General features: G+C 52.5%; 17 protein-coding genes. 8 read left to right on the top strand and 9 right to left on the bottom strand.

The genetic code is table 11. The features are described from left to right. Nucleotides 1-21: 21 nt before the first annotated feature. A complete protein-coding gene (gene queC / locus HFD94_RS02420; protein WP_031592184.1) occupies nucleotides 22-717 on the top strand; it encodes a 7-cyano-7-deazaguanine synthase QueC in 696 nt (231 codons plus the stop codon). A gap of 50 nt (nucleotides 718-767) precedes the next feature. On the opposite strand, the gene HFD94_RS02425 is transcribed toward queC, so the two are convergent. The 9 genes from HFD94_RS02425 to bolA all read right to left on the bottom strand — a co-directional run bounded on the left by HFD94_RS02425 (nucleotide 768) and on the right by bolA (nucleotide 11,183). After that, on the bottom strand, nucleotides 768-1,166 hold the full coding sequence (locus HFD94_RS02425; RefSeq protein WP_010671209.1) for a YbgC/FadM family acyl-CoA thioesterase: 399 nt from the start codon (nucleotides 1,164-1,166) through the stop codon (nucleotides 768-770). Between the two features lie 100 nt (nucleotides 1,167-1,266). Then, entirely contained in the window at nucleotides 1,267-1,620 is a 354-nt protein-coding gene (locus HFD94_RS02430) for a helix-hairpin-helix domain-containing protein (protein WP_010255849.1), read from the bottom strand. Nucleotides 1,621-1,760: 140 nt separating this feature from the next. Then, a complete protein-coding gene (ppiD, locus tag HFD94_RS02435; protein WP_167432731.1) occupies nucleotides 1,761-3,629 on the bottom strand; it encodes a peptidylprolyl isomerase in 1,869 nt (622 codons plus the stop codon). 247 nt (nucleotides 3,630-3,876) lie between these two features. Beyond that, the gene (hupB, locus tag HFD94_RS02440) at nucleotides 3,877-4,149 is read right to left on the bottom strand and encodes a nucleoid-associated protein HU-beta (protein ID WP_009091701.1); all 273 of its coding nucleotides are present in this window, start codon (nucleotides 4,147-4,149) and stop codon (nucleotides 3,877-3,879) included. 214 nt (nucleotides 4,150-4,363) lie between these two features. Beyond that, nucleotides 4,364-6,718 (bottom strand): endopeptidase La, encoded by a 2,355-nt coding sequence (lon, locus tag HFD94_RS02445; RefSeq protein WP_010255415.1) that lies wholly within the window; start codon nucleotides 6,716-6,718, stop codon nucleotides 4,364-4,366. 186 nt (nucleotides 6,719-6,904) lie between these two features. Further along, nucleotides 6,905-8,176 carry an ATP-dependent protease ATP-binding subunit ClpX gene (gene clpX, locus HFD94_RS02450; protein WP_010671205.1) on the bottom strand — a complete coding sequence of 424 codons (1,272 nt, stop codon included), beginning with the start codon at nucleotides 8,174-8,176 and terminating at the stop codon, nucleotides 6,905-6,907. Nucleotides 8,177-8,310: 134 nt separating this feature from the next. Next, nucleotides 8,311-8,934, bottom strand: a complete 624-nt coding sequence (gene clpP, locus HFD94_RS02455; RefSeq protein WP_010255410.1) for an ATP-dependent Clp endopeptidase proteolytic subunit ClpP — start codon at nucleotides 8,932-8,934, stop codon at nucleotides 8,311-8,313. A gap of 336 nt (nucleotides 8,935-9,270) precedes the next feature. After that, on the bottom strand, nucleotides 9,271-10,575 hold the full coding sequence (tig, locus tag HFD94_RS02460) for a trigger factor (RefSeq protein WP_010255408.1): 1,305 nt from the start codon (nucleotides 10,573-10,575) through the stop codon (nucleotides 9,271-9,273). Between the two features lie 293 nt (nucleotides 10,576-10,868). Continuing rightward, nucleotides 10,869-11,183: a transcriptional regulator BolA gene (bolA, locus tag HFD94_RS02465; protein ID WP_008924895.1), complete on the bottom strand. Its 315-nt coding sequence runs from the start codon at nucleotides 11,181-11,183 to the stop codon at nucleotides 10,869-10,871. 286 nt (nucleotides 11,184-11,469) lie between these two features. Between bolA and HFD94_RS02470 the strand changes: the two genes are divergently transcribed. The 7 genes from HFD94_RS02470 to cyoE all read left to right on the top strand — a co-directional run bounded on the left by HFD94_RS02470 (nucleotide 11,470) and on the right by cyoE (nucleotide 18,801). Beyond that, nucleotides 11,470-12,048, top strand: a complete 579-nt coding sequence (locus tag HFD94_RS02470; protein WP_137228486.1) for a lipoprotein — start codon at nucleotides 11,470-11,472, stop codon at nucleotides 12,046-12,048. Nucleotides 12,049-12,105: 57 nt separating this feature from the next. Next, nucleotides 12,106-13,596 (top strand): muropeptide MFS transporter AmpG, encoded by a 1,491-nt coding sequence (gene ampG, locus HFD94_RS02475; protein WP_010255404.1) that lies wholly within the window; start codon nucleotides 12,106-12,108, stop codon nucleotides 13,594-13,596. A 444-nt stretch (nucleotides 13,597-14,040) separates the two neighbouring features. Beyond that, a complete protein-coding gene (gene cyoA, locus HFD94_RS02480) occupies nucleotides 14,041-14,967 on the top strand; it encodes a cytochrome o ubiquinol oxidase subunit II (protein ID WP_010255402.1) in 927 nt (308 codons plus the stop codon). Nucleotides 14,968-14,971: 4 nt separating this feature from the next. After that, on the top strand, nucleotides 14,972-16,954 hold the full coding sequence (cyoB, locus tag HFD94_RS02485) for a cytochrome o ubiquinol oxidase subunit I (RefSeq protein ID WP_010255400.1): 1,983 nt from the start codon (nucleotides 14,972-14,974) through the stop codon (nucleotides 16,952-16,954). Continuing rightward, nucleotides 16,954-17,571 (top strand): cytochrome o ubiquinol oxidase subunit III, encoded by a 618-nt coding sequence (locus HFD94_RS02490; protein WP_009091720.1) that lies wholly within the window; start codon nucleotides 16,954-16,956, stop codon nucleotides 17,569-17,571. Before cyoB ends, HFD94_RS02490 begins: the two co-directional genes overlap by 1 nt. Then, nucleotides 17,571-17,900: a cytochrome o ubiquinol oxidase subunit IV gene (locus tag HFD94_RS02495; protein WP_008924889.1), complete on the top strand. Its 330-nt coding sequence runs from the start codon at nucleotides 17,571-17,573 to the stop codon at nucleotides 17,898-17,900. The genes HFD94_RS02490 and HFD94_RS02495 overlap by 1 nt, the downstream gene beginning before the upstream one ends. 13 nt (nucleotides 17,901-17,913) lie before the next feature. Then, nucleotides 17,914-18,801 (top strand): heme o synthase, encoded by an 888-nt coding sequence (gene cyoE, locus HFD94_RS02500; protein WP_010255394.1) that lies wholly within the window; start codon nucleotides 17,914-17,916, stop codon nucleotides 18,799-18,801. The last annotated feature ends 83 nt before the right edge of the window (nucleotides 18,802-18,884 follow it).

Below are 18,884 nucleotides of genomic sequence, written 5' to 3' on the forward strand. Positions count from 1 at the left end.
ATTAATTATCAGGAAAACACCATGAAACGCGCTGTTGTAGTTTTCAGCGGTGGACAAGACTCCACTACCTGCCTGATTCAGGCCTTAGAGCAATATGATGATGTTCATTGCGTCACTTTCGACTATGGACAACGCCATCGGGAAGAGATCGATGTGGCCCGCGACCTGGCGATTAAATTGGGCGCGCGCGCGCATAAAGTGCTGGATGTCACCATGCTGAACGAACTCGCCGTCAGCAGCCTGACGCGGGATAACATTCCGGTGCCGGCTTATAATCCCGAGGCCAGTGGATTACCCAGTACGTTCGTGCCGGGACGCAATATTCTCTTTCTGACGCTGGCCTCGGTTTACGCTTATCAGGTCGAAGCGGAAGCGGTGATCACTGGCGTCTGTGAGACCGATTTCTCCGGCTATCCCGATTGTCGCGATGAGTTTGTCAAAGCGCTGAACCATGCGGTGTCGCTGGGCATGGCGCGCGATGTTCGTTTTGAGACGCCGCTGATGTGGCTCAATAAAGCGGAAACCTGGGCGCTGGCGGATTACTGGCAGCAGCTTGCGCTGGTACGCGAGCAGACGCTGACCTGCTATAACGGCGTGAAAGGTGATGGATGTGGTGAGTGTGCAGCCTGTCATTTACGGGCCAATGGCCTGCAGGGTTATCTCAACGATCGTGCTGGCGTAATGGCGGCAATGAAAGCAAAAAGCGGTCTTAACTAAGAGTGTCTGACGTGGCGGCAGAGAATCCGGGTTGCCGCCTTTTTATCGACTCATGCCATCAGACGCATCAGTCGCTCGCGCAACTCCCCTTCCAGCGCAACCGCCTTCTGAGTCCGTAAATCAATACAGACAAAAGTGAGTGCGGCATCCGCCACCACGGTCTCCTGCCCTGCCAGCAAAACCCGCTGCGCAATAATGCCGCTTTTGCCATTCAACTGCGTGATCTCACTGTCGATAGTCAGTACGTCGCCCAGCACGGCCGGGCGACGGTAGTTGATGTTGATGTTTACCACCACAAAAGCCAGTTTCTGTTCCTGCAACCAGTGGAATGCTTCCACCTCTTCCAGCCATTCCCAGCGCGCCTCCTCCAGAAACTCAAGATAGCGCGCATTATTGACGTGCTGATAGACATCCAGATGATAGCCGCGCACTTTTATGGTGGTCTGCATGATCATGCTCTCCTGCTGCTGTGAATTAACTGGTTGGACCTGTTCACTTTAGCAGAGTCGCCTGTCTATCGTGGGTTAAGCATCACAGATGTGTACTGCTTCACAATTTCAGCCGGGCCGCATTTCGCTCTATCAACGCATTGCCGATGCCCGGCACTTCACTGAGTTGCTGAATTGCGCTAAACGGTCCGTACTGTTCGCGATAGCTCACAATTGCCTGCGCCTTTTTCAGCCCCACCCCATTCATAACGGCAGAGAGCTGTTCGGCTGTTGCTTCATTGATGCTGACCTGCTCCTGCTGTGGCTGCGCGGCGGCTTCCGGCTTCGACGCAGGATGTGAGCTCTGCGTGACGGCTGCGCTGACAGGTTCAGGTGCCGCAGAGACGCTGCTGTGACAGAGTGCGCCGCCCAGCGCGAGTGAAAGATAAAAGGCAACGAGTTTAGGTTTAGCCATGCTGTGTTTCTCCTTGTGTGTAAACAGCAGCGACAGAGTGGCACTACTGCACACAAGGCTCAAAAGCGGGATTTCAGAAATGGAAAAGGCCGCGAATGCGGCCTTTGATTGTTACAGTCGTTGCGCAGTTTCTGCGAGGCTTACTGCATTTGTGCGGCCGCACCGTACTTAATTTTGGCCTCTTTACGCAGGTTTTGCAGTAACGCTTCAAACGCCAGTTGCGCATTATTCTGCGTGACGCCTTTGACCATTTCGTCAATCTGCGCCTGCGGCATGCTGCCGGTTTTAACTTTATCTACCGCCACCAGTACCACATTGCCCTGCATATCTTCGCTGACACCCCAGGAAGGTTTATTTTCCGCAGGCTGAGGCAGGTTAAAGGCAGTCTGTGCCACCGGATCCTGCGCATTGCGATCAACGGTCTTGCTGGCGCTCAGCGTCAGACCCGCTGCAGTCAGCGCATCCTGCTTACCGGCTTTGAGATCGGCCAGCAGCTTATCGGCCTGAGCTTTCGCCTGCTGCGTCGCTTTATCATGCTTAAGCGTGTCAGTGATCTGCGCCTTAACCTGCTCAAGCGGTTTTACCGCTTCCGGTTTATGCTCACTGATACGCAGCACAAAGGCACGGTCGCCATCGACAGTGATGATATCGGAGTTGTTGCCCGGCGCGCCATTTTGCCCGACCAGACCGCCATTAAAGATCGCCTGCTTCACCGCATCAAAGTTAAGCTCATCTGGCAGCGTATCCTGACTGAACCAGCCAGTCTCTTTCGCTTTCAGACCAGAAGCCTGCTCTGCACCCGCCAGTGACTCATTGTCATTGCTGGCCGCTTCGCTGACTTTCTGTTGCACTTTGTAGAAGGCATCAACGCCCTTCTCATGCTTCACTTTCGCTGCAATGGCGCTGCGTACTTCATCCAGTGGCTTAACCTGCTCTGGCTGAATATCGTCAAGACGAACCACCAGGAAGCCCACTGAAGATTTGATGACGCCTGACATCTGGCCTTTCTCAGTCAGACCGGCATTTTTCAGCTCATCCGGCGTCGTAGAGGGTTCCATCCAGCCCATATCGCCGCCCTTACGCGCAGAGATCGGGTCAATGGATTTGGCTTTTGCCACGTCAGCGAAGCTGGCACCCGCTTTCAGCTGCGCCAGGACCGCATTGGCATCGGCTTCAGTTTTGGTCTGAATGACGCTGTAGCGCGTACGCTGTGGCTGCGAATAGTCCGCTTTATGCTGGTCGTACCAGGCCTGAATGTCGGCCTCGCTGGCATCCTGCTGCATGCTGGCCGCATCCATCAGGAGGTAGCTGACGCGGAACTGCTCTGGTGCCATAAAGCTGGTTTTATGCTGCTGATAATACTGACTGATTTCGTCGTCAGTAACGGCCTGCTTCGCCGCCAGTGCATTGACGTCCAGCGTCGCCTGACGAATCTCACGCTGCTGTGAAACCAGGTCCACCAGTTTGCTGGCTTCGCCTTTCAGCGTGAAGTCGGTGTTAGCCACGGCATTGATCAGCTGTTGATTGGAGAGCTGCTTACGCAGCGCTTCGGCATACTGGTCGGCGCTGAAGCCCATATTGCTGATCAGACTCAGATATTTGGCATTGTCGAATTTACCGTTGGTCTGAAAAGCCTGCTGATTGAAGATCGCCTGCTTCACCTGATCGTCGCTGATGCTGAGGTGGAGATCTTTGATGTAGCTATCAAGCAGCGCCTGATCGATTAGCTGCGACAGCGCCTGCTGGCGAATCTGCTGCATGTAGCCATCGTTGCTGGCCAGCTGTGAGAACTGATCGCCCAGCATCTGCTGCTGACGACTGCGCTCGCTGTTGAACGCCTGCTCCAGCTGTCCCCGGCTAATCTCCTGGCCGTTAACTTTGGCCGCATAGTCGTTATTGCCGCCAATCAGATAGTTGCCAACGCCCGTCAGCACAAAGGAGAGGATAATCAGCCCCAAAATAATCTTGAGCACGACATGGTTCGACGCCGCGCGTAAATTGTCCATCATGGTATGGCAACACTCCGCTGTAGTGTGAATGTAAAGCTCGGTCGCAATTCGCCATTGGCTGGCGACTCACGCAACTGCTGACTTAGCTGGCAGTCTCAATCCGGTCCAGGTCCATCTTACGGCCCGATTCTCACCGGTTAAAACAAAAAAGGCACATCTGATTGATGTGCCCGTATGTTACATGAGAACGGGTTAATCGTCCTCTAATCCACTGAAGAAAATGCGTCAATGAATCTATTCGTTGTTATTAATTGACAGCGTCTTTCAATGCTTTACCAGCACGGAAGCCTGGTACTTTACCGGCCGGGATGGTGATCTCTTTACCGGTTTGCGGGTTGCGGCCGGTACGTGCAGCGCGGTCACGCACAGAGAATGTGCCGAAACCTACCAGAGCCACTTCATCACCGTCTTTCAGCGCATCTGAAACTGAGCCCATAAATGCATCTAAAACACGTCCCGCTGCAGCTTTAGAAATATCAGCATCGGCAGCAATTTTGTCGATCAATTGTGACTTATTCACTCTCTTCATCCCCTCTTTTATTATTTCACATCGTACCCTGCATCCGGCAGGGTGCGAACGCGCAGCAAGTTATATCAAGCCTGTGAAGCCGAAACAACGGAATTTCTCTGAGAACGTCGCGTCGGCAGCCACCTAAATTAACGGCACAAAAAAAAGCTGGCAAGCGCCAATTGCCTTGCCAGCTCCGCTTTTTAACGGTTTTTGCCGTTAATCACTATTTTGCTGTTACAACCTGCATACCGTATGGCGCATTTTCCAGTGCCAGATTCAGCACCTCTTCAATGCGTTTCACCGGATGAATCTCCAGATCGGCAATCACGTTCTGTGGAATCTCTTCCAGGTCGCGCTTGTTGTCGTCAGGGATCAGCACGGTTTTAATGCCACCACGGTGCGCTGCCAGCAGTTTCTCTTTCAGCCCGCCAATCGGCAGCACCTGACCACGCAGGGTGATCTCACCGGTCATCGCCACATCCGCCCGCACCGGGTTACCGGTCAGACAGGAGACCAGCGCAGTACACATGGCGATACCGGCACTTGGACCATCTTTCGGCGTAGCGCCTTCAGGTACGTGAACGTGAATATCACGTTTTTCGTAGAAGTCACCATTGATGCCCAGCTTCTCGGCACGGGCACGCACCACGGTCAGCGCAGCCTGAATCGACTCCTGCATCACTTCACCCAGAGAACCGGTGTAAGTCAGCTTGCCTTTACCTGGTACGCAGGCGGTTTCGATGGTCAGCAGATCGCCACCCACTTCGGTCCATGCCAGACCCGTTACCTGACCCACACGGTTTTCGCTATCCGCACGACCGTAGTCGAAGCGCTGAACGCCCAGGAAATCCTTGAGGTTTTCGCCATTGATGGTGATGTGCTTTTTCGTCTTGTCCATCAGCAGCGATTTAACCGCTTTACGGCACAGTTTCGACAGCTCACGCTCAAGGCTACGCACACCGGCTTCACGGGTGTAGTAACGGATAATGCCCACAATCGCGCTGTCTTCAACCGTAATTTCATTGGCTTTCAGGGCGTTGCGCTCAATCTGCTTGGTCAGCAGATGCTGCTTAGCGATGTTCAGTTTTTCATCTTCGGTGTAACCCGACAGACGAATCACTTCCATACGGTCCAGCAGCGGTGCCGGGATGTTCATTGAGTTCGATGTAGCAACGAACATCACATCAGATAGGTCATAGTCGACTTCCAGATAGTGGTCGTTGAACGCAATGTTCTGCTCAGGATCAAGCACTTCCAGCAGCGCTGAAGCCGGATCGCCGCGCATGTCAGAGGACATTTTGTCGATTTCATCCAGCAGGAACAGTGGGTTTTTAACCCCGACTTTCGCCATTTTCTGGATTAATTTACCCGGCATAGAGCCGATGTAAGTACGACGGTGACCGCGGATTTCAGCTTCATCACGCACGCCACCCAGCGCCATACGCACATATTTGCGTCCGGTCGCTTTGGCGATCGACTGACCGAGAGAGGTTTTACCTACCCCTGGCGGTCCGACCAGGCACAAAATCGGCCCTTTGATTTTGCTGACGCGACTCTGAACCGCAAGATACTCAAGAATACGATCCTTCACGCGCTCCAGCCCGTAATGGTCGGTATCCAGCGTCTCCTGCGCTTTACGCAGATCTTTCTTCACTTTGCTGCGCGCGTTCCACGGAACCTGCACCATCCAGTCGATATAGCCGCGAACCACGGTCGCTTCAGCGGACATCGGGGACATCATCTTCAGCTTCTGCAGCTCAGCTTCCGCTTTCTCGCGCGCTTCTTCCGGCATTTTTGCCGCATCGATTTTGCGTTTTAACGCTTCGTACTCGTCGGGCGCGTCGTCCATTTCGCCCAGCTCTTTCTGAATCGCCTTCATCTGCTCATTCAGATAGTACTCGCGCTGGCTCTTCTCCATCTGCTTCTTAACACGATTGCGAATGCGCTTCTCAACCTGCAGCAGATCGATTTCAGATTCCATCATCGCCATCAGATATTCCAGACGTTCGTTGACGTCGGACATCTCCAGCACAGACTGTTTGTCTGCCAGCTTCAGTGGCATATGTGCTGCGACGGTGTCGGCAAGGCGGGCCGCATCGTCAATGTTGTTCAGCGAGGTTAAAACCTCGGGTGGGATCTTTTTGTTGAGTTTGATGTAGCCTTCAAACTGATTGATCGCCGTGCGCACCAGCACTTCCTGCTCGCGCTCTTCGATCTCTGGCGAAACCAGATATTCAGCTTGTGCCACAAAATGGTCACCGTTATCGGCCAGCGTCGTAATGTGGGCGCGCTGTAAACCTTCGACCAGGACTTTGACGGTGCCATCCGGCAGTTTCAGCATTTGTAATACTGATGCAACGGTCCCTACTGAGAAGAGATCGTTAATGCCAGGTTCATCCGTTGAAGCCTCTTTCTGTGCGACCAGCATGATTTTTTTATCATGATCCATTGCGGCTTCAAGGCACCGAATTGATTTTTCCCGGCCAACAAACAACGGAATTACCATGTGCGGATAAACCACCACGTCGCGCAGCGGCAACACGGGGATTTCAATGCGTTCAGAACGCTCAGGATTCATAGAGCTCTCTCTTTGTTTAATGTCCGCCAGGTGATGGGAACCGCATCAGGCAGGTATGCAGTTAAACCCACAGGTATCTGAGTATATGGGGATGATTGTCCGACATTCAACGTCACAGAGGCGAGAAAAGCAAAAGGGGAAACATTTTCCCCTTTTTTATTACGACAAGATGGACGATCTGTTTAATTATTCGCCAGATGCCTGGGCTTCATGCTTACCGTAGATCAACATGGGCTCAGACTGACCTTCAATAACTGATTCATCAATCACTACTTTTTCCACGTCGTCCATGGAAGGCAGGTCATACATCGTTTCCAGCAACGCGCCTTCTACAATTGAACGCAGACCACGTGCACCGGTTTTACGTGACATCGCTTTCTTAGCAATGGCGGTTAACGCCTCGTCACGGAACTCCAGCTCAACGCCTTCCAGGTTAAACAGCGCCTGGTACTGTTTGGTCAGGGCGTTCTTCGGCTCACGCAGAATCTGAATCAGCGCTTCTTCGCTCAGCTCGCTCAGGGTCGCAACAACAGGCAGACGACCGATGAACTCAGGGATCAGACCAAATTTGATCAAATCTTCTGGTTCACACTGCGCAAGCAGTTCGCCTTCGCTGGCTTTCTGCGATTTCCCTTTCACGGTCGCGCCGAAGCCGATACCGGATCCGGTTTCCACACGCTGGGCAATCACTTTGTCCAGGCCGGCAAATGCGCCGCCGCAGATAAACAGAATTTTAGAGGTATCAACCTGCAAAAATTCCTGCTGCGGATGCTTACGTCCACCCTGCGGGGGAACGGCAGCCACGGTGCCTTCAATCAGTTTAAGCAGTGCCTGCTGTACGCCTTCGCCTGACACGTCACGGGTAATCGACGGGTTATCAGACTTACGTGAGATTTTGTCGATTTCATCGATGTAAACGATGCCGCGCTGTGCTTTCTGTACGTCGTAGTCGCATTTCTGCAGCAGTTTCTGGATGATGTTTTCAACGTCTTCACCCACGTAACCGGCTTCTGTCAGCGTGGTGGCATCAGCCATGGTGAACGGCACATCCAGCAAGCGTGCCAGCGTTTCTGCCAGCAGCGTTTTACCACTACCGGTCGGGCCAATCAGCAGAATGTTGCTTTTGCCCAGCTCGATACCATTGCTGGTATCGCCGTTGCGCAGACGCTTGTAGTGGTTGTAAACCGCAACCGCCAGCACTTTCTTCGCTCTTTCCTGACCGATGACATAATCATCGAGGTGATGGCGAATTTCATGTGGGGTTGGCAACGCACTACGTTCACGATGCGGGGCAACTTCTTTAATCTCTTCGCGAATGATGTCGTTGCACAGGTCAACACACTCATCGCAGATATACACTGACGGCCCGGCAATCAGCTTTCGCACTTCATGCTGGCTTTTGCCGCAAAAAGAGCAGTACAGCAACTTTCCTGAACCGTCTTTGCGTTTATCTGTCATCAGTTAACCTCTTCTTGTTCTCAGGCCATACCCGCGTACGGCTCAGGCCGTGCAGAGACGGCCGAAATTCATTCAACCCATAATAGTACCGTTGTCCTGTTAACTATAGACCAGGGACAACGGTAAGTCGGGTCTTATTGGCGATGCGTCAGAATTGAATCGACTAATCCATACTCTACCGCTTCATTTGCAGAGAGGAAACGGTCACGCTCGGTGTCACGCTCAATTTCTTCCAGCGTTTTACCGGTGTGCTCAGCCATCAGCTCATTCATACGCTGCTTAACTTTCAGGATTTCGCGCGCATGGATCTCAATGTCTGACGCCTGACCCTGATAACCGCCCAGCGGCTGGTGGATCATCACACGTGAGTTTGGCAGACAGAAACGTTTGCCTTTGGTGCCCGCCGTCAGCAGGAAAGCCCCCATAGAACAGGCCTGACCCATACAGATAGTGCTGACATCCGGTTTGATAAATTTCATGGTGTCGTAGATCGACATACCGGCCGTGATGACACCGCCTGGCGAGTTAATGTAGAGATAGATATCTTTTTCCGGGTTTTCAGCTTCCAGAAACAGCATCTGCGCCACAATCAGATTAGCCATGTGGTCTTCGACCTGGCCAGTCAGAAAAATGACGCGCTCTTTAAGCAGACGGGAGTAGATGTCGTAAGAACGCTCACCACGCGAAGTTTGTTCAACCACCATTGGCACCAGCGCATTGTGCGGTGCTGTATATTCACGATCGCCACTGTATGACATTACCGTCTCCTGGATAAATTTCATTGGCAACATTCTGTACCGATTCTACGTAAGACGCGCGGGAAACTCCACGCCGCGCCTTTTTCCGACACCTTCAGGACGGTTAATCAGCCAGCCTCACTCTTATTTCTGCATACTCCCTGTATCTGGGGATGCTGCACGCATGTTTCAAGCATAACAATCTTTTCCCTGTTCGCTAACCCGGAAAAAGCGATGCGTGAATAATTCGCCTGTTTATTAAACAAATAGCGGCGAAGAGTGGCTATCCGGACGCAAAACACAAAAAAGCCCGCGACTTTTCAGTCACGGGCTTAGCACAGACGGTTAAATGCGTGATCAGGCCTGAGCGGTCTGATTCATCAGATCCTGGAAGTTGGTCTCTTTCTCGGTCACTTTAGCTTTCGCCAGGACCGCTTCAACCGCTTGCTCTTCCAGCGCAACGTTGCGCATATTGTTCATCAGCTCGTTATTCTTGCTGTAGAACTCGATCACTTCCTGCGGATCTTCATACGCAGAAGCCATCTCTTCGATCATGGTGCTTACGCGCGCTTCGTCAGCTTTCAGCTCGTGGGTACGAATCACTTCGCCCAGCAGCAGACCGACAACCACACGGCGTTTAGCCTGCTCTTCGAACAGTTCGCGTGGCAGTTCCAGCGCCTGCTGTTCGTTGCCACCGAAACGCTGTGCAGCCTGACGACGCAGAACGTCGATTTCGCTGTCAACCAGCGCAGCTGGCACGTCGATTTCGTTCGCTTCAACCAGACCGTCGATTGCCTGAGTTTTGATGCGATTACGGATAGCGCCTTTCAGCTCGCGATCCATGTTCTTACGCACTTCAGTACGCAGACCGGCAACTGAACCATCTTCAACGCCGAAACGTTTGATGAACTCTTCAGTCAGCTCTGGCAGTTCGCGCGTTTCAACTTTCTTCAGCACGATCTCGAACTTCGCATCTTTCCCTTTCAGGTTTTCTGCGTGGTAGTCGTCCGGGAATTTCACGTCGATAGTGAAAGTTTCGCCCGCTTTATGACCCACAACGCCTTCTTCAAAGCCTGGGATCATGCGGCCCTGGCCCATGGCCAGAACGAAATCAGAGGCTTTGCCGCCTTCGAACTCTTCACCGTCCACAGAACCGTTGAAATCGATAGTGGCACGATCTTCCGGACCTGCAGCAGCGTCGCTTTCGATCCAGTTGGCCTGCTGCTTGCGCAGGGTGTCCAGCATGGTATCAACGTCAGCATCAGTTACTTCAACGACAGGTTTTTCGACTTCGATGTTTTCCAGGCCTTTCAGCTCAACTTCCGGATAGACTTCGAATTCAACCGCGTAGGTGAAATCCTGACCTTCTTTGTATTCGCCTGGCACGTAGTTCGGTGCGCCAGCCGGATTAATTTTTTCTTTGATGATGGCGTCAACAAAGTTGCGCGTCATCAGCTCGCCCAGCACGTCCTGACGGACAGAAGCGCCGTAACGCTGTGCCACGATGTTCATCGGCACTTTGCCTTTACGGAAACCATCGATGCGAACTTTCCTGGCAACGTCAACCAGTTCTTTTTTTACAGCGCTTTCGATGCTGTCAGCAGCGACAGTAATCGTAATGCGACGGCCCAGGCCCTGAGTGGTTTCTACAGAAACTTGCATCTTGTTACCTCAAAAAATCACGTGCTCGGTCAACTTCAGACACCACACATAGTGAAATGCGCCGTATCCAACAACCGGGACGGCTTCCGTGAAGAGAACCTGATCCCTGTTACCAGAAGCGTCCCGAAGACATTCCGGAAAAATAGACGCAGCATTATAGCGGCATCGCTGGAATGAGTCGAGGATGCTAACTCACCACTTTTCAGCAGGTTTGCTGCTTTTTTGAGCCAGGGATCGCGTTTTTCGCTAAATAACAGAAAAAACGGCCCGCAGGCCGTTTCAGAGAAGGGAGATCAGGCGAGTGTTCCGGCACCACGACAGTTAGGCGAAGCCAGTACGGTATCCTGCAATCCTTCCCACTCTTTCAGGGTATAAGTATGCAGGGCTAAAGCGTGTACGCTGCCCGCTAACTCAGCGGCCAGTTCGCCATAAATCAGGCGATGACGCGCCAGAAAGCGCTGGCCTGCAAAGCAGTCGCTCACGATGACCACTTTGAAGTGACTTTCCGATCCGGCAGGAACATTGTGCCGGTAACTTTCGTCGTGCACTTCCAGATGAGCTGGCTGAAACGCCACACGCAGCTTTTCTTCTATTTGTTCGCGGATCATGGCTATTACTCCTCAATGGCGAGCGCAGTGCCCCATCTCATTCAATCTTAGTCGCTTTTAGTGCGCTTACCCGTCAGCCGACGCTAAATATTGCATTTTATGTCAGACCGCTTCCGGCACGCATAATAACGCAGCTGAAACGAACAGCAAACCGACCTGTCAGAGAAGGGGCTTAAAACGATTTCAGACACAATTTCCCCGGCAACAGGGCTTTTTTCACTGCCGGGCAATGCTATGATGACCGCAGTTTTTGCAAACCAACCCCCTGACACCAACGAGAAAAAGTATGTTGAAAAAACTGTTATTCCCACTGTTGGCTGCGTTCATTTTAGCCGGCTGTGCAACCAGCAATAATACCCTGACTATCCAGCCTAAAATTCAGTTACCGCAGCAGGACCCAGGCCTGATGGGCGTGACTGTCAGCATCAACGGTGCCGACCAGCGTAAAGATCAGGCGCTGGCAAAAGTAAACCGTGATGGTCAGTTAGTGACCTTAACGTCATCGCGTGACCTGCGCTTCCTGCTGCAGGAAGTGCTGGAGAAGCAGATGACAGCACGTGGCTATATGATTGGTCCTAATGGCGCGGTCGATCTGCAGGTTGTGGTGAACAACCTCTATGCCGACGTCACTCAGGGCAATGTGCGCTACAGCATCACCACCAAAGCGGACATCTCTATTATCGCAACAGCGAAAAACGGCAACAAACAGGTTAAAAACTACCGTCAGACTTACAGCGTAGAAGGCGCGTTCAACGCCAATAACCAGAAGATTACCAACGCGGTGAACGCCACTATGAGCGATGTGATCGCGGATATGGCTCAGGACACCAGCGTCAACGACTTCATCAAGCAGAACGCCCGTTAATTCAGTCTCTCCTCTGCCCTGCCTTGCGCAGGGCTTTTTGTTATCTGCAGGATCCGCATGAACCACTATCTTCGCCTCTTCAGCCAGAAAAACGCCGCCGTATTGCTGCTTCTAGGTTTTGCTTCCGGACTGCCGCTGGCCCTGACATCGGGCACGTTGCAGGCGTGGATGACGGTGGAAAATGTCGACCTGAAAACCATCGGCTTCTTTTCGCTGGTCGGCCAGGCCTATGTCTTTAAGTTTCTCTGGTCACCGATGATGGACCGCTATACGCCGCCGTTTCTGGGCCGGCGTCGCGGCTGGTTACTGGTCAGTCAGCTGGCGCTGGTTGGCGGGATAATCGCGATGGGATTTCTGCAACCGGGACGCGATCTTACCCTGATGGCCGCGCTGGCCGTGCTGATTGCATTCTGCTCCGCCTCACAGGACATCGTTTTTGACGCATGGAAAACGGACATTCTGCCGCCTGAAGAGCGTGGCAGCGGCGCGGCGATTACCGTGCTGGGTTATCGACTGGCAATGCTGATTTCCGGCGGGCTGGCGTTGTGGCTGGCTGACCGCTATCTCGGCTGGCAGGCAACCTACTGGCTGATGGCGCTGATGATGGTGCCGGGCATTATCGCCACGCTGGTGGCGAGCGAGCCAGATACCCGCATCTCCACACCCCATTCACTGCGTCAGGCGGTGGTCGATCCGCTAAAAGATTTCTTTCAGCGCAACAACGCCTGGCTGCTGATTACCCTGATTATTCTTTACAAGCTGGGCGATGCGTTTGCCGCTTCGCTGACCACCACTTTTTTGATACGCGGCGTGGGCTTCAACGCCGGTGACGTCGGTCTGGTCAACAAGACGCTGGGTCTGCTGGCGACCATTATCGGGGCGCTCTATGGCGGCGTACTGATGCAGCGTCTGAGCCTATTCCGGGCGCTAATGATTTTCGGTCTGCTGCAGGCTGTCTCGAACTTTGGTTACTGGCTGCTGGCGGTGACCGACAAACAGTTGTGGAGCATGGCCAGCGCGGTCTTTGTTGAAAATCTCTGTGGCGGCATGGGCACCGCGGCCTTTGTGGCGCTGTTAATGACGCTGTGCAATAAGTCGTTCTCCGCTACCCAGTTCGCCCTGTTGTCGGCGCTCTCAGCGGTGGGTCGGGTCTATGTCGGCCCGGCGGCGGGATGGCTGGTGGAACTCTGGGGCTGGCCGACCTTTTATGCATTCACGGTGATGGCGGGTCTGCCGGGCCTGGTGCTGCTGGCTTTCTGCCGACAAACATTGAATCAGGTCGAGCAAAGTGGCAATTTTCTGACACGTAGCTACTATCCTCATGGCTATCGCTGGACTAATCGTCTGTTTGCAGCCGGATGCGGCGTGCTGGCGCTCTGGCTGGTGGCACTGGCACTGAATGCGTTGGGCGTGACGGCGCTGACACCGCTGCTTACCCGGCTGTTTGAGCTGGGTATGACACTCTCCCTGCTGGCGGTGCTTTCGGGAGTGTTGCTGGACTATCGGGCGCTGAAGAGAACCCCTGCGTTGCCTGCATCAGATGCTTAAGTGAAATCGATAGGTTTACGGGCTGCGGCTTATTTTATGACACCCCGATAAGTCGCCGCCATTTATCATCGCGTGTTATTTTTTAAAAATAACAATATGACCTGAGGAGGCGTAGCGGAAATACTAAAAACCGGTGAGCAATTACTTTAGTTAAATTTCATCGCGCAAATGATGCAGACTTGTTAAATATTTGGGAGTTAAAAGTGAGGGTTATTCCTTTCCCTGATTTTTTTACGGTTACTTCCATTGGTTTTTGTTATATTGATGCCAACTGCTTGTCTGCGTTAATTATTTGTCACCTGGCGCAACATCTGTGACACCCTTAGCAAAAGGTGTCAACACGTATCTGACACATCCTTAAGCTGGTTTACACTGCATAAACCTTCCCGTAAAATGCGCGCACACTTAAACGACAATAGAGCCCTTTGTCATTGAGGTCGTTAAATGAGACTCAGTAAATACAATAAAAGTTTGGGGATTTTGTCATTAATTGCAGGCACTTTATTAATGAGTGGCTGCGATAGTGCATTGTTAAATCCCAAAGGACAGATTGCACTGGAGCAACGTTCGCTGATACTGACTGCCTTTGGCCTGATGTTGATCGTCGTCATCCCCGCAGTCCTGATGGCCGTGGTGTTTGCCTGGAAATATCGGGCGTCCAACACGAATGCGAAGTACAGCCCTAACTGGTCACACTCTAACAAAGTGGAAGCCGTGGTCTGGACCATTCCGATCCTGATCATTCTCTTCCTCAGCGTGCTGACCTGGAAATCAACCCACGCACTGGAGCCCAGCAAACCGCTGCAATCTGATGTGAAACCGGTTGAGATCGATGTGGTTGCACTGGACTGGAAATGGTTGTTCATTTACCCGGAACAGGGTATTGCGACCGTGAACCAGATTGCCTTCCCGGCAAATACTCCGGTGAACTTCAAAATCACGTCTAACTCCGTCATGAACTCTTTCTTCATCCCAACGCTCGGCAGCCAGATTTATGCGATGGCTGGTATGCAGACCAAGCTGCATCTGATTGCAAATGAGCCGGGAATTTTCGACGGTATCTCTGCGAACTTCAGTGGTCGTGGTTTCTCTGGCATGAAGTTTAAAGCCATTGCAACCAAAGACGATGCGGAATTCCAGCAGTGGGTGGCTAAAGTTAAAGCAGCCCCTAACACGCTGAACACTATGGATGATTTCGAGAAAGTGGCTGTGCCAAGCGAAAATCACCCGGTGGAATATTTCTCTTCAGCTGATCCGAAACTGTTCATGCAAGTCATCGACAAGTTCAAGATGAGCCACGGGAAAATGGACATGCCAAAACATGAAGGTATGGACATGAGTCACGCCGCTTCCGCGGGAGCCGAGGAATAATACGATGTTCGGAAAATTAACACTTGATGCAGTGCCGTACCATGAGCCGATTATCATGGTTACGGTTGCCGCTATCCTGATAGGTGGTGCAGCGCTGGTTGCTGCGCTCACCTATTTTGGTAAGTGGAAATATCTGTGGTCTGAATGGCTGACGTCAGTCGACCACAAACGCCTGGGTATCATGTACATCATCATGGCGTTCGTCATGCTGATTCGTGGTTTCGCTGATGCCATTATGATGCGTACCCAGCAGGTTATGGCTTCGGCCGGTGAAGCGGGCATTCTGCCACCGCACCACTACGACCAGATCTTTACCGCGCATGGCGTGATTATGATCTTCTTCGTGGCGATGCCGTTCGTGGTTGGCCTGATGAACATCGCGGTTCCGTTGCAGATTGGTGCACGTGACGTTGCGTTCCCGTTCCTGAACAACCTGAGCTTCTGGTTTACTGCGGTCGGTGTGATCCTGGTTAACCTGTCTCTGGGTGTGGGCGAGTTCGCACAGACCGGCTGGCTGGCTTATCCGCCGCTTTCCGGCGCGGAGTACAGTCCCGGGGTCGGGGTCGATTACTGGATCTGGAGCCTTCAGCTTTCAGGTATTGGTACGACCTTAACCGGTATTAACTTCTTCGTGACCATCCTGAAGATGCGTGCACCGGGCATGAGCCTGTTCAAAATGCCGGTATTTACCTGGACCGCGCTGTGCACCAACGTCCTGATCATCGCTGCGTTCCCGGTTCTGACCGTGACCCTGGCGCTGTTGACCCTTGATCGTTATCTCGGCTTCCATTTCTTCACCAATGAAATGGGCGGGAACATGATGATGTACGTCAACCTGATCTGGGTCTGGGGCCATCCGGAAGTGTATATCCTGGTACTGCCGGTGTTTGGTGTGTTCGCAGAAATTACCGCGACCTTCTCCAAAAAACGTCTGTTTGGTTATACCTCACTGGTGTGGGCGACCATCGCCATTACCGTGCTGTCGTTTATCGTCTGGTTGCACCACTTCTTCACCATGGGTGCGGGTGCCAACGTTAACGCCTTCTTCGGTATCATGACGATGATCATCGCGATTCCGACCGGGGTTAAAATCTTTAACTGGCTGTTCACCATGTATCAGGGCCGCATTCAGATGCACTCTGCCATGCTGTGGACCGTTGGCTTCCTGGTAACCTTCTCTGTAGGGGGTATGACCGGCGTACTGCTGGCCGTTCCGGGTGCTGACTTTATTCTGCACAACAGCCTGTTCCTGATTGCACACTTCCATAACGTTATCATCGGTGGTGTGGTGTTCGGTTGTATGGCGGGCGTGACCTACTGGTTCCCGAAAGCATTTGGCTTCACCCTGAATGAAACCTGGGGCAAGCGCGCATTCTGGTTCTGGATCATTGGCTTCTTCGTTGCCTTTATGCCGCTGTACGCACTGGGCTTCATGGGTATGACACGTCGTCTGAGCCAGGATATCGATCCACAGTTCCACACCTTACTGGTGGTAGCTGCGGGCGGTGCCGGTCTGATTGCGCTGGGTATTCTGTGTCAGCTGACCATGTTCTACGTCTCGGTACGTGACCGCGATCAGAACCGTGATGTGACGGGTGACCCATGGGGCGGTCGTACGCTGGAGTGGGCAACCTCTTCACCACCACCGTTCTATAACTTTGCTGTCATCCCGCATGTGCATGAGCGTGACGCTTTCTGGGAAATGAAAGAGAAAGGCGAAGCGTACAAACAGCCGGAATCCTATGAAGAGATTCATATGCCGAAAAACAGCGGTGCCGCAATTATCATCTGCGCATTTGCAACGGTAATGGGTTTCGCGCTGATCTGGCATATCTGGTGGCTGGCGGGTGTTTCATTCCTCGGCATGATCGTTTCCTGGATCGTGAAGAGCTTCGACGAAGACGTGGATTACTACGTTCCGGTTGCCGAAGTTCAGAAGATTGAGAACCAGCACTTTGACGAAATCAGCAAAGCAGGTCTGAAATAATGTCAACTGAAACTCTGATTAAACATCACCACGACGCCCATGCGGAGCATGGGCATCACGATGCAGGAGCCAATAAAGTCTTTGGCTTCTGGATCTACCTGATGAGTGACTGCATTATCTTCGCAACCCTGTTTGCGACCTATGCTGTCATGGTCAACAACACTGCCGGTGGCCCGGCAGGTAAAGATATCTTTGAGCTGCCGTTTGTTCTGGTAGAAACCGCCCTGCTGCTGTTGAGTTCGATCACTTACGGCATGGCTGTTATCTCCATGAATAAGGAGCAAAAAGGTGCCGTTATCGGCTGGCTGGCGCTGACCTTCCTGTTCGGTCTGGGCTTCATCGGGATGGAAATCTATGAATTCCATCACCTGATTGCTGAAGGCTTTGGTCCGGATCGCAGTGGCTTCCTGTCTGGCTTCTTTACGCTGGTCGGTACCCACGGTCTGCACGTGACCTCAGGTCTGATCTGGATGCTGGTTCTGATGTTCCAGATTTCCAAACGTGGCCTGAACGCGACTAACCGCACTCGTATCATGTGTCTGAGCCTGTTCTGGCACTTCCTGGACGTGGTCTGGATTTGCGTCTTCACCGTTGTTTACCTGATGGGAGCCATGTAATGAGTCATTCTGTTAACGAACATGGCGCTTCACACGGTAGCGTGAAGTCCTACATGATCGGCTTCATCCTCTCTATCATCCTGACGGCGATCCCGTTCTGGATGGTAATGGATGGCAGTGCATCTCACGGTACTATCCTTGGTGTTGTTCTGGTATGTGCGGTGATTCAGGTGCTGGTTCACCTGGTCTACTTCCTGCACTTAGACAGCAAATCTGAGGGTGGCTGGAACATGGTAGCCATTGTCTTCTCGGCCATCATCATCCTGATTGTCGTAGTAGGCTCACTGTGGATCATGTGGAACCTCAACTACAACATGATGCCTCACTAAAGAGTCACGCGTAATGTTTAAGCAATACCTGCAAGTTACAAAACCAGGAATTATTTTCGGGAATTTAATTTCTGTGATCGGCGGATTTCTGTTGGCTTCCAAAGGCAACACGGATTACGCCCTGTTTCTCATCACCCTGGTGGGCGTGTCACTGGTGGTTGCATCGGGTTGTGTGTTTAACAACGTGATCGACCGCGACATTGACATCAAGATGGAGAGAACCAGGAATCGGGTGCTGGTAAAAGGCCTCATCTCCGCGAAAGTAAGCCTGGTTTATGCCACTGTGCTGGGTATTGCTGGCTTTGCGTTGCTCTACTTCGGTGCTAATCCGCTGGCCATGTGGCTGGCGGTGATGGGCTTCGTGGTGTACGTGGGCATCTACAGTCTCTACATGAAGCGTAATTCCGTTTACGGTACGCTGATTGGCAGTCTGTCGGGTGCTGCGCCGCCGGTTATCGGCTACTGCGCGGTCTCTAACCAGTTTGATGCTGGCGCATTAATCCTGCTGGCGATCTTTAGCCTGTGGCAGATGCCGCATTCGTACGCGATTGCCATCTTCCGCTTTAAAGATTACCAGGCAGCGAACATCCCGGTTCTGCCGGTGGTGAAAGGCATTTCCGTGGCTAAAAATCATATTACGCTCTATATCCTGGCGTTTATGATTGCCACGCTGATGCTGACGCTGGGAGGCTACGCAGGCTACAAATATCTGGTGGTGGCTGCTGCGGTCAGCGTCTGGTGGCTGGGCATGGCATTATCGGGTTATAAAACCGCTGATGACCGTGTCTGGGCGCGTAAACTGTTTGTCTTCTCTATCGTGACCATCACCGCACTGAGCGTGATGATGTCGGTGGATTCGATGGCTCCGGCCTCGAAGGACCTGCTGACTTACGTCTGGTAACCGGCACCGATACAGCATGAAAAGGGCGCGATTTTCGCGCCCTTTCTTTTTGTTACCACTGCTTAAAAACTATTGTTTTACCC

Source organism: Pantoea sp. EKM20T (assembly GCF_011800485.1).
GTDB lineage: Bacteria > Pseudomonadota > Gammaproteobacteria > Enterobacterales > Enterobacteriaceae > Pantoea > Pantoea agglomerans.

Bases quoted from the DNA above. Each gene is read 5' to 3' on its own strand.
- cyoA (WP_010255402.1), top strand. From the start codon at position 14,041: ATGAGACTCAGTAAATACAATAAAAGTTTGGGGATTTTGTCATTAATT.
- HFD94_RS02425 (WP_010671209.1), bottom strand. From the start codon at position 1,166: ATGCAGACCACCATAAAAGTGCGCGGCTATCATCTGGATGTCTATCAG.
- ppiD (WP_167432731.1), bottom strand. From the start codon at position 3,629: ATGATGGACAATTTACGCGCGGCGTCGAACCATGTCGTGCTCAAGATT.
- HFD94_RS02430 (WP_010255849.1), bottom strand. From the start codon at position 1,620: ATGGCTAAACCTAAACTCGTTGCCTTTTATCTTTCACTCGCGCTGGGC.
- lon (WP_010255415.1), bottom strand. From the start codon at position 6,718: ATGAATCCTGAGCGTTCTGAACGCATTGAAATCCCCGTGTTGCCGCTG.
- clpP (WP_010255410.1), bottom strand. From the start codon at position 8,934: ATGTCATACAGTGGCGATCGTGAATATACAGCACCGCACAATGCGCTG.
- queC (WP_031592184.1), top strand. From the start codon at position 22: ATGAAACGCGCTGTTGTAGTTTTCAGCGGTGGACAAGACTCCACTACC.
- ampG (WP_010255404.1), top strand. From the start codon at position 12,106: ATGAACCACTATCTTCGCCTCTTCAGCCAGAAAAACGCCGCCGTATTG.
- cyoE (WP_010255394.1), top strand. From the start codon at position 17,914: ATGTTTAAGCAATACCTGCAAGTTACAAAACCAGGAATTATTTTCGGG.
- bolA (WP_008924895.1), bottom strand. From the start codon at position 11,183: ATGATCCGCGAACAAATAGAAGAAAAGCTGCGTGTGGCGTTTCAGCCA.
- HFD94_RS02490 (WP_009091720.1), top strand. From the start codon at position 16,954: ATGTCAACTGAAACTCTGATTAAACATCACCACGACGCCCATGCGGAG.
- clpX (WP_010671205.1), bottom strand. From the start codon at position 8,176: ATGACAGATAAACGCAAAGACGGTTCAGGAAAGTTGCTGTACTGCTCT.
- tig (WP_010255408.1), bottom strand. From the start codon at position 10,575: ATGCAAGTTTCTGTAGAAACCACTCAGGGCCTGGGCCGTCGCATTACG.
- HFD94_RS02470 (WP_137228486.1), top strand. From the start codon at position 11,470: ATGTTGAAAAAACTGTTATTCCCACTGTTGGCTGCGTTCATTTTAGCC.
- cyoB (WP_010255400.1), top strand. From the start codon at position 14,972: ATGTTCGGAAAATTAACACTTGATGCAGTGCCGTACCATGAGCCGATT.
- HFD94_RS02495 (WP_008924889.1), top strand. From the start codon at position 17,571: ATGAGTCATTCTGTTAACGAACATGGCGCTTCACACGGTAGCGTGAAG.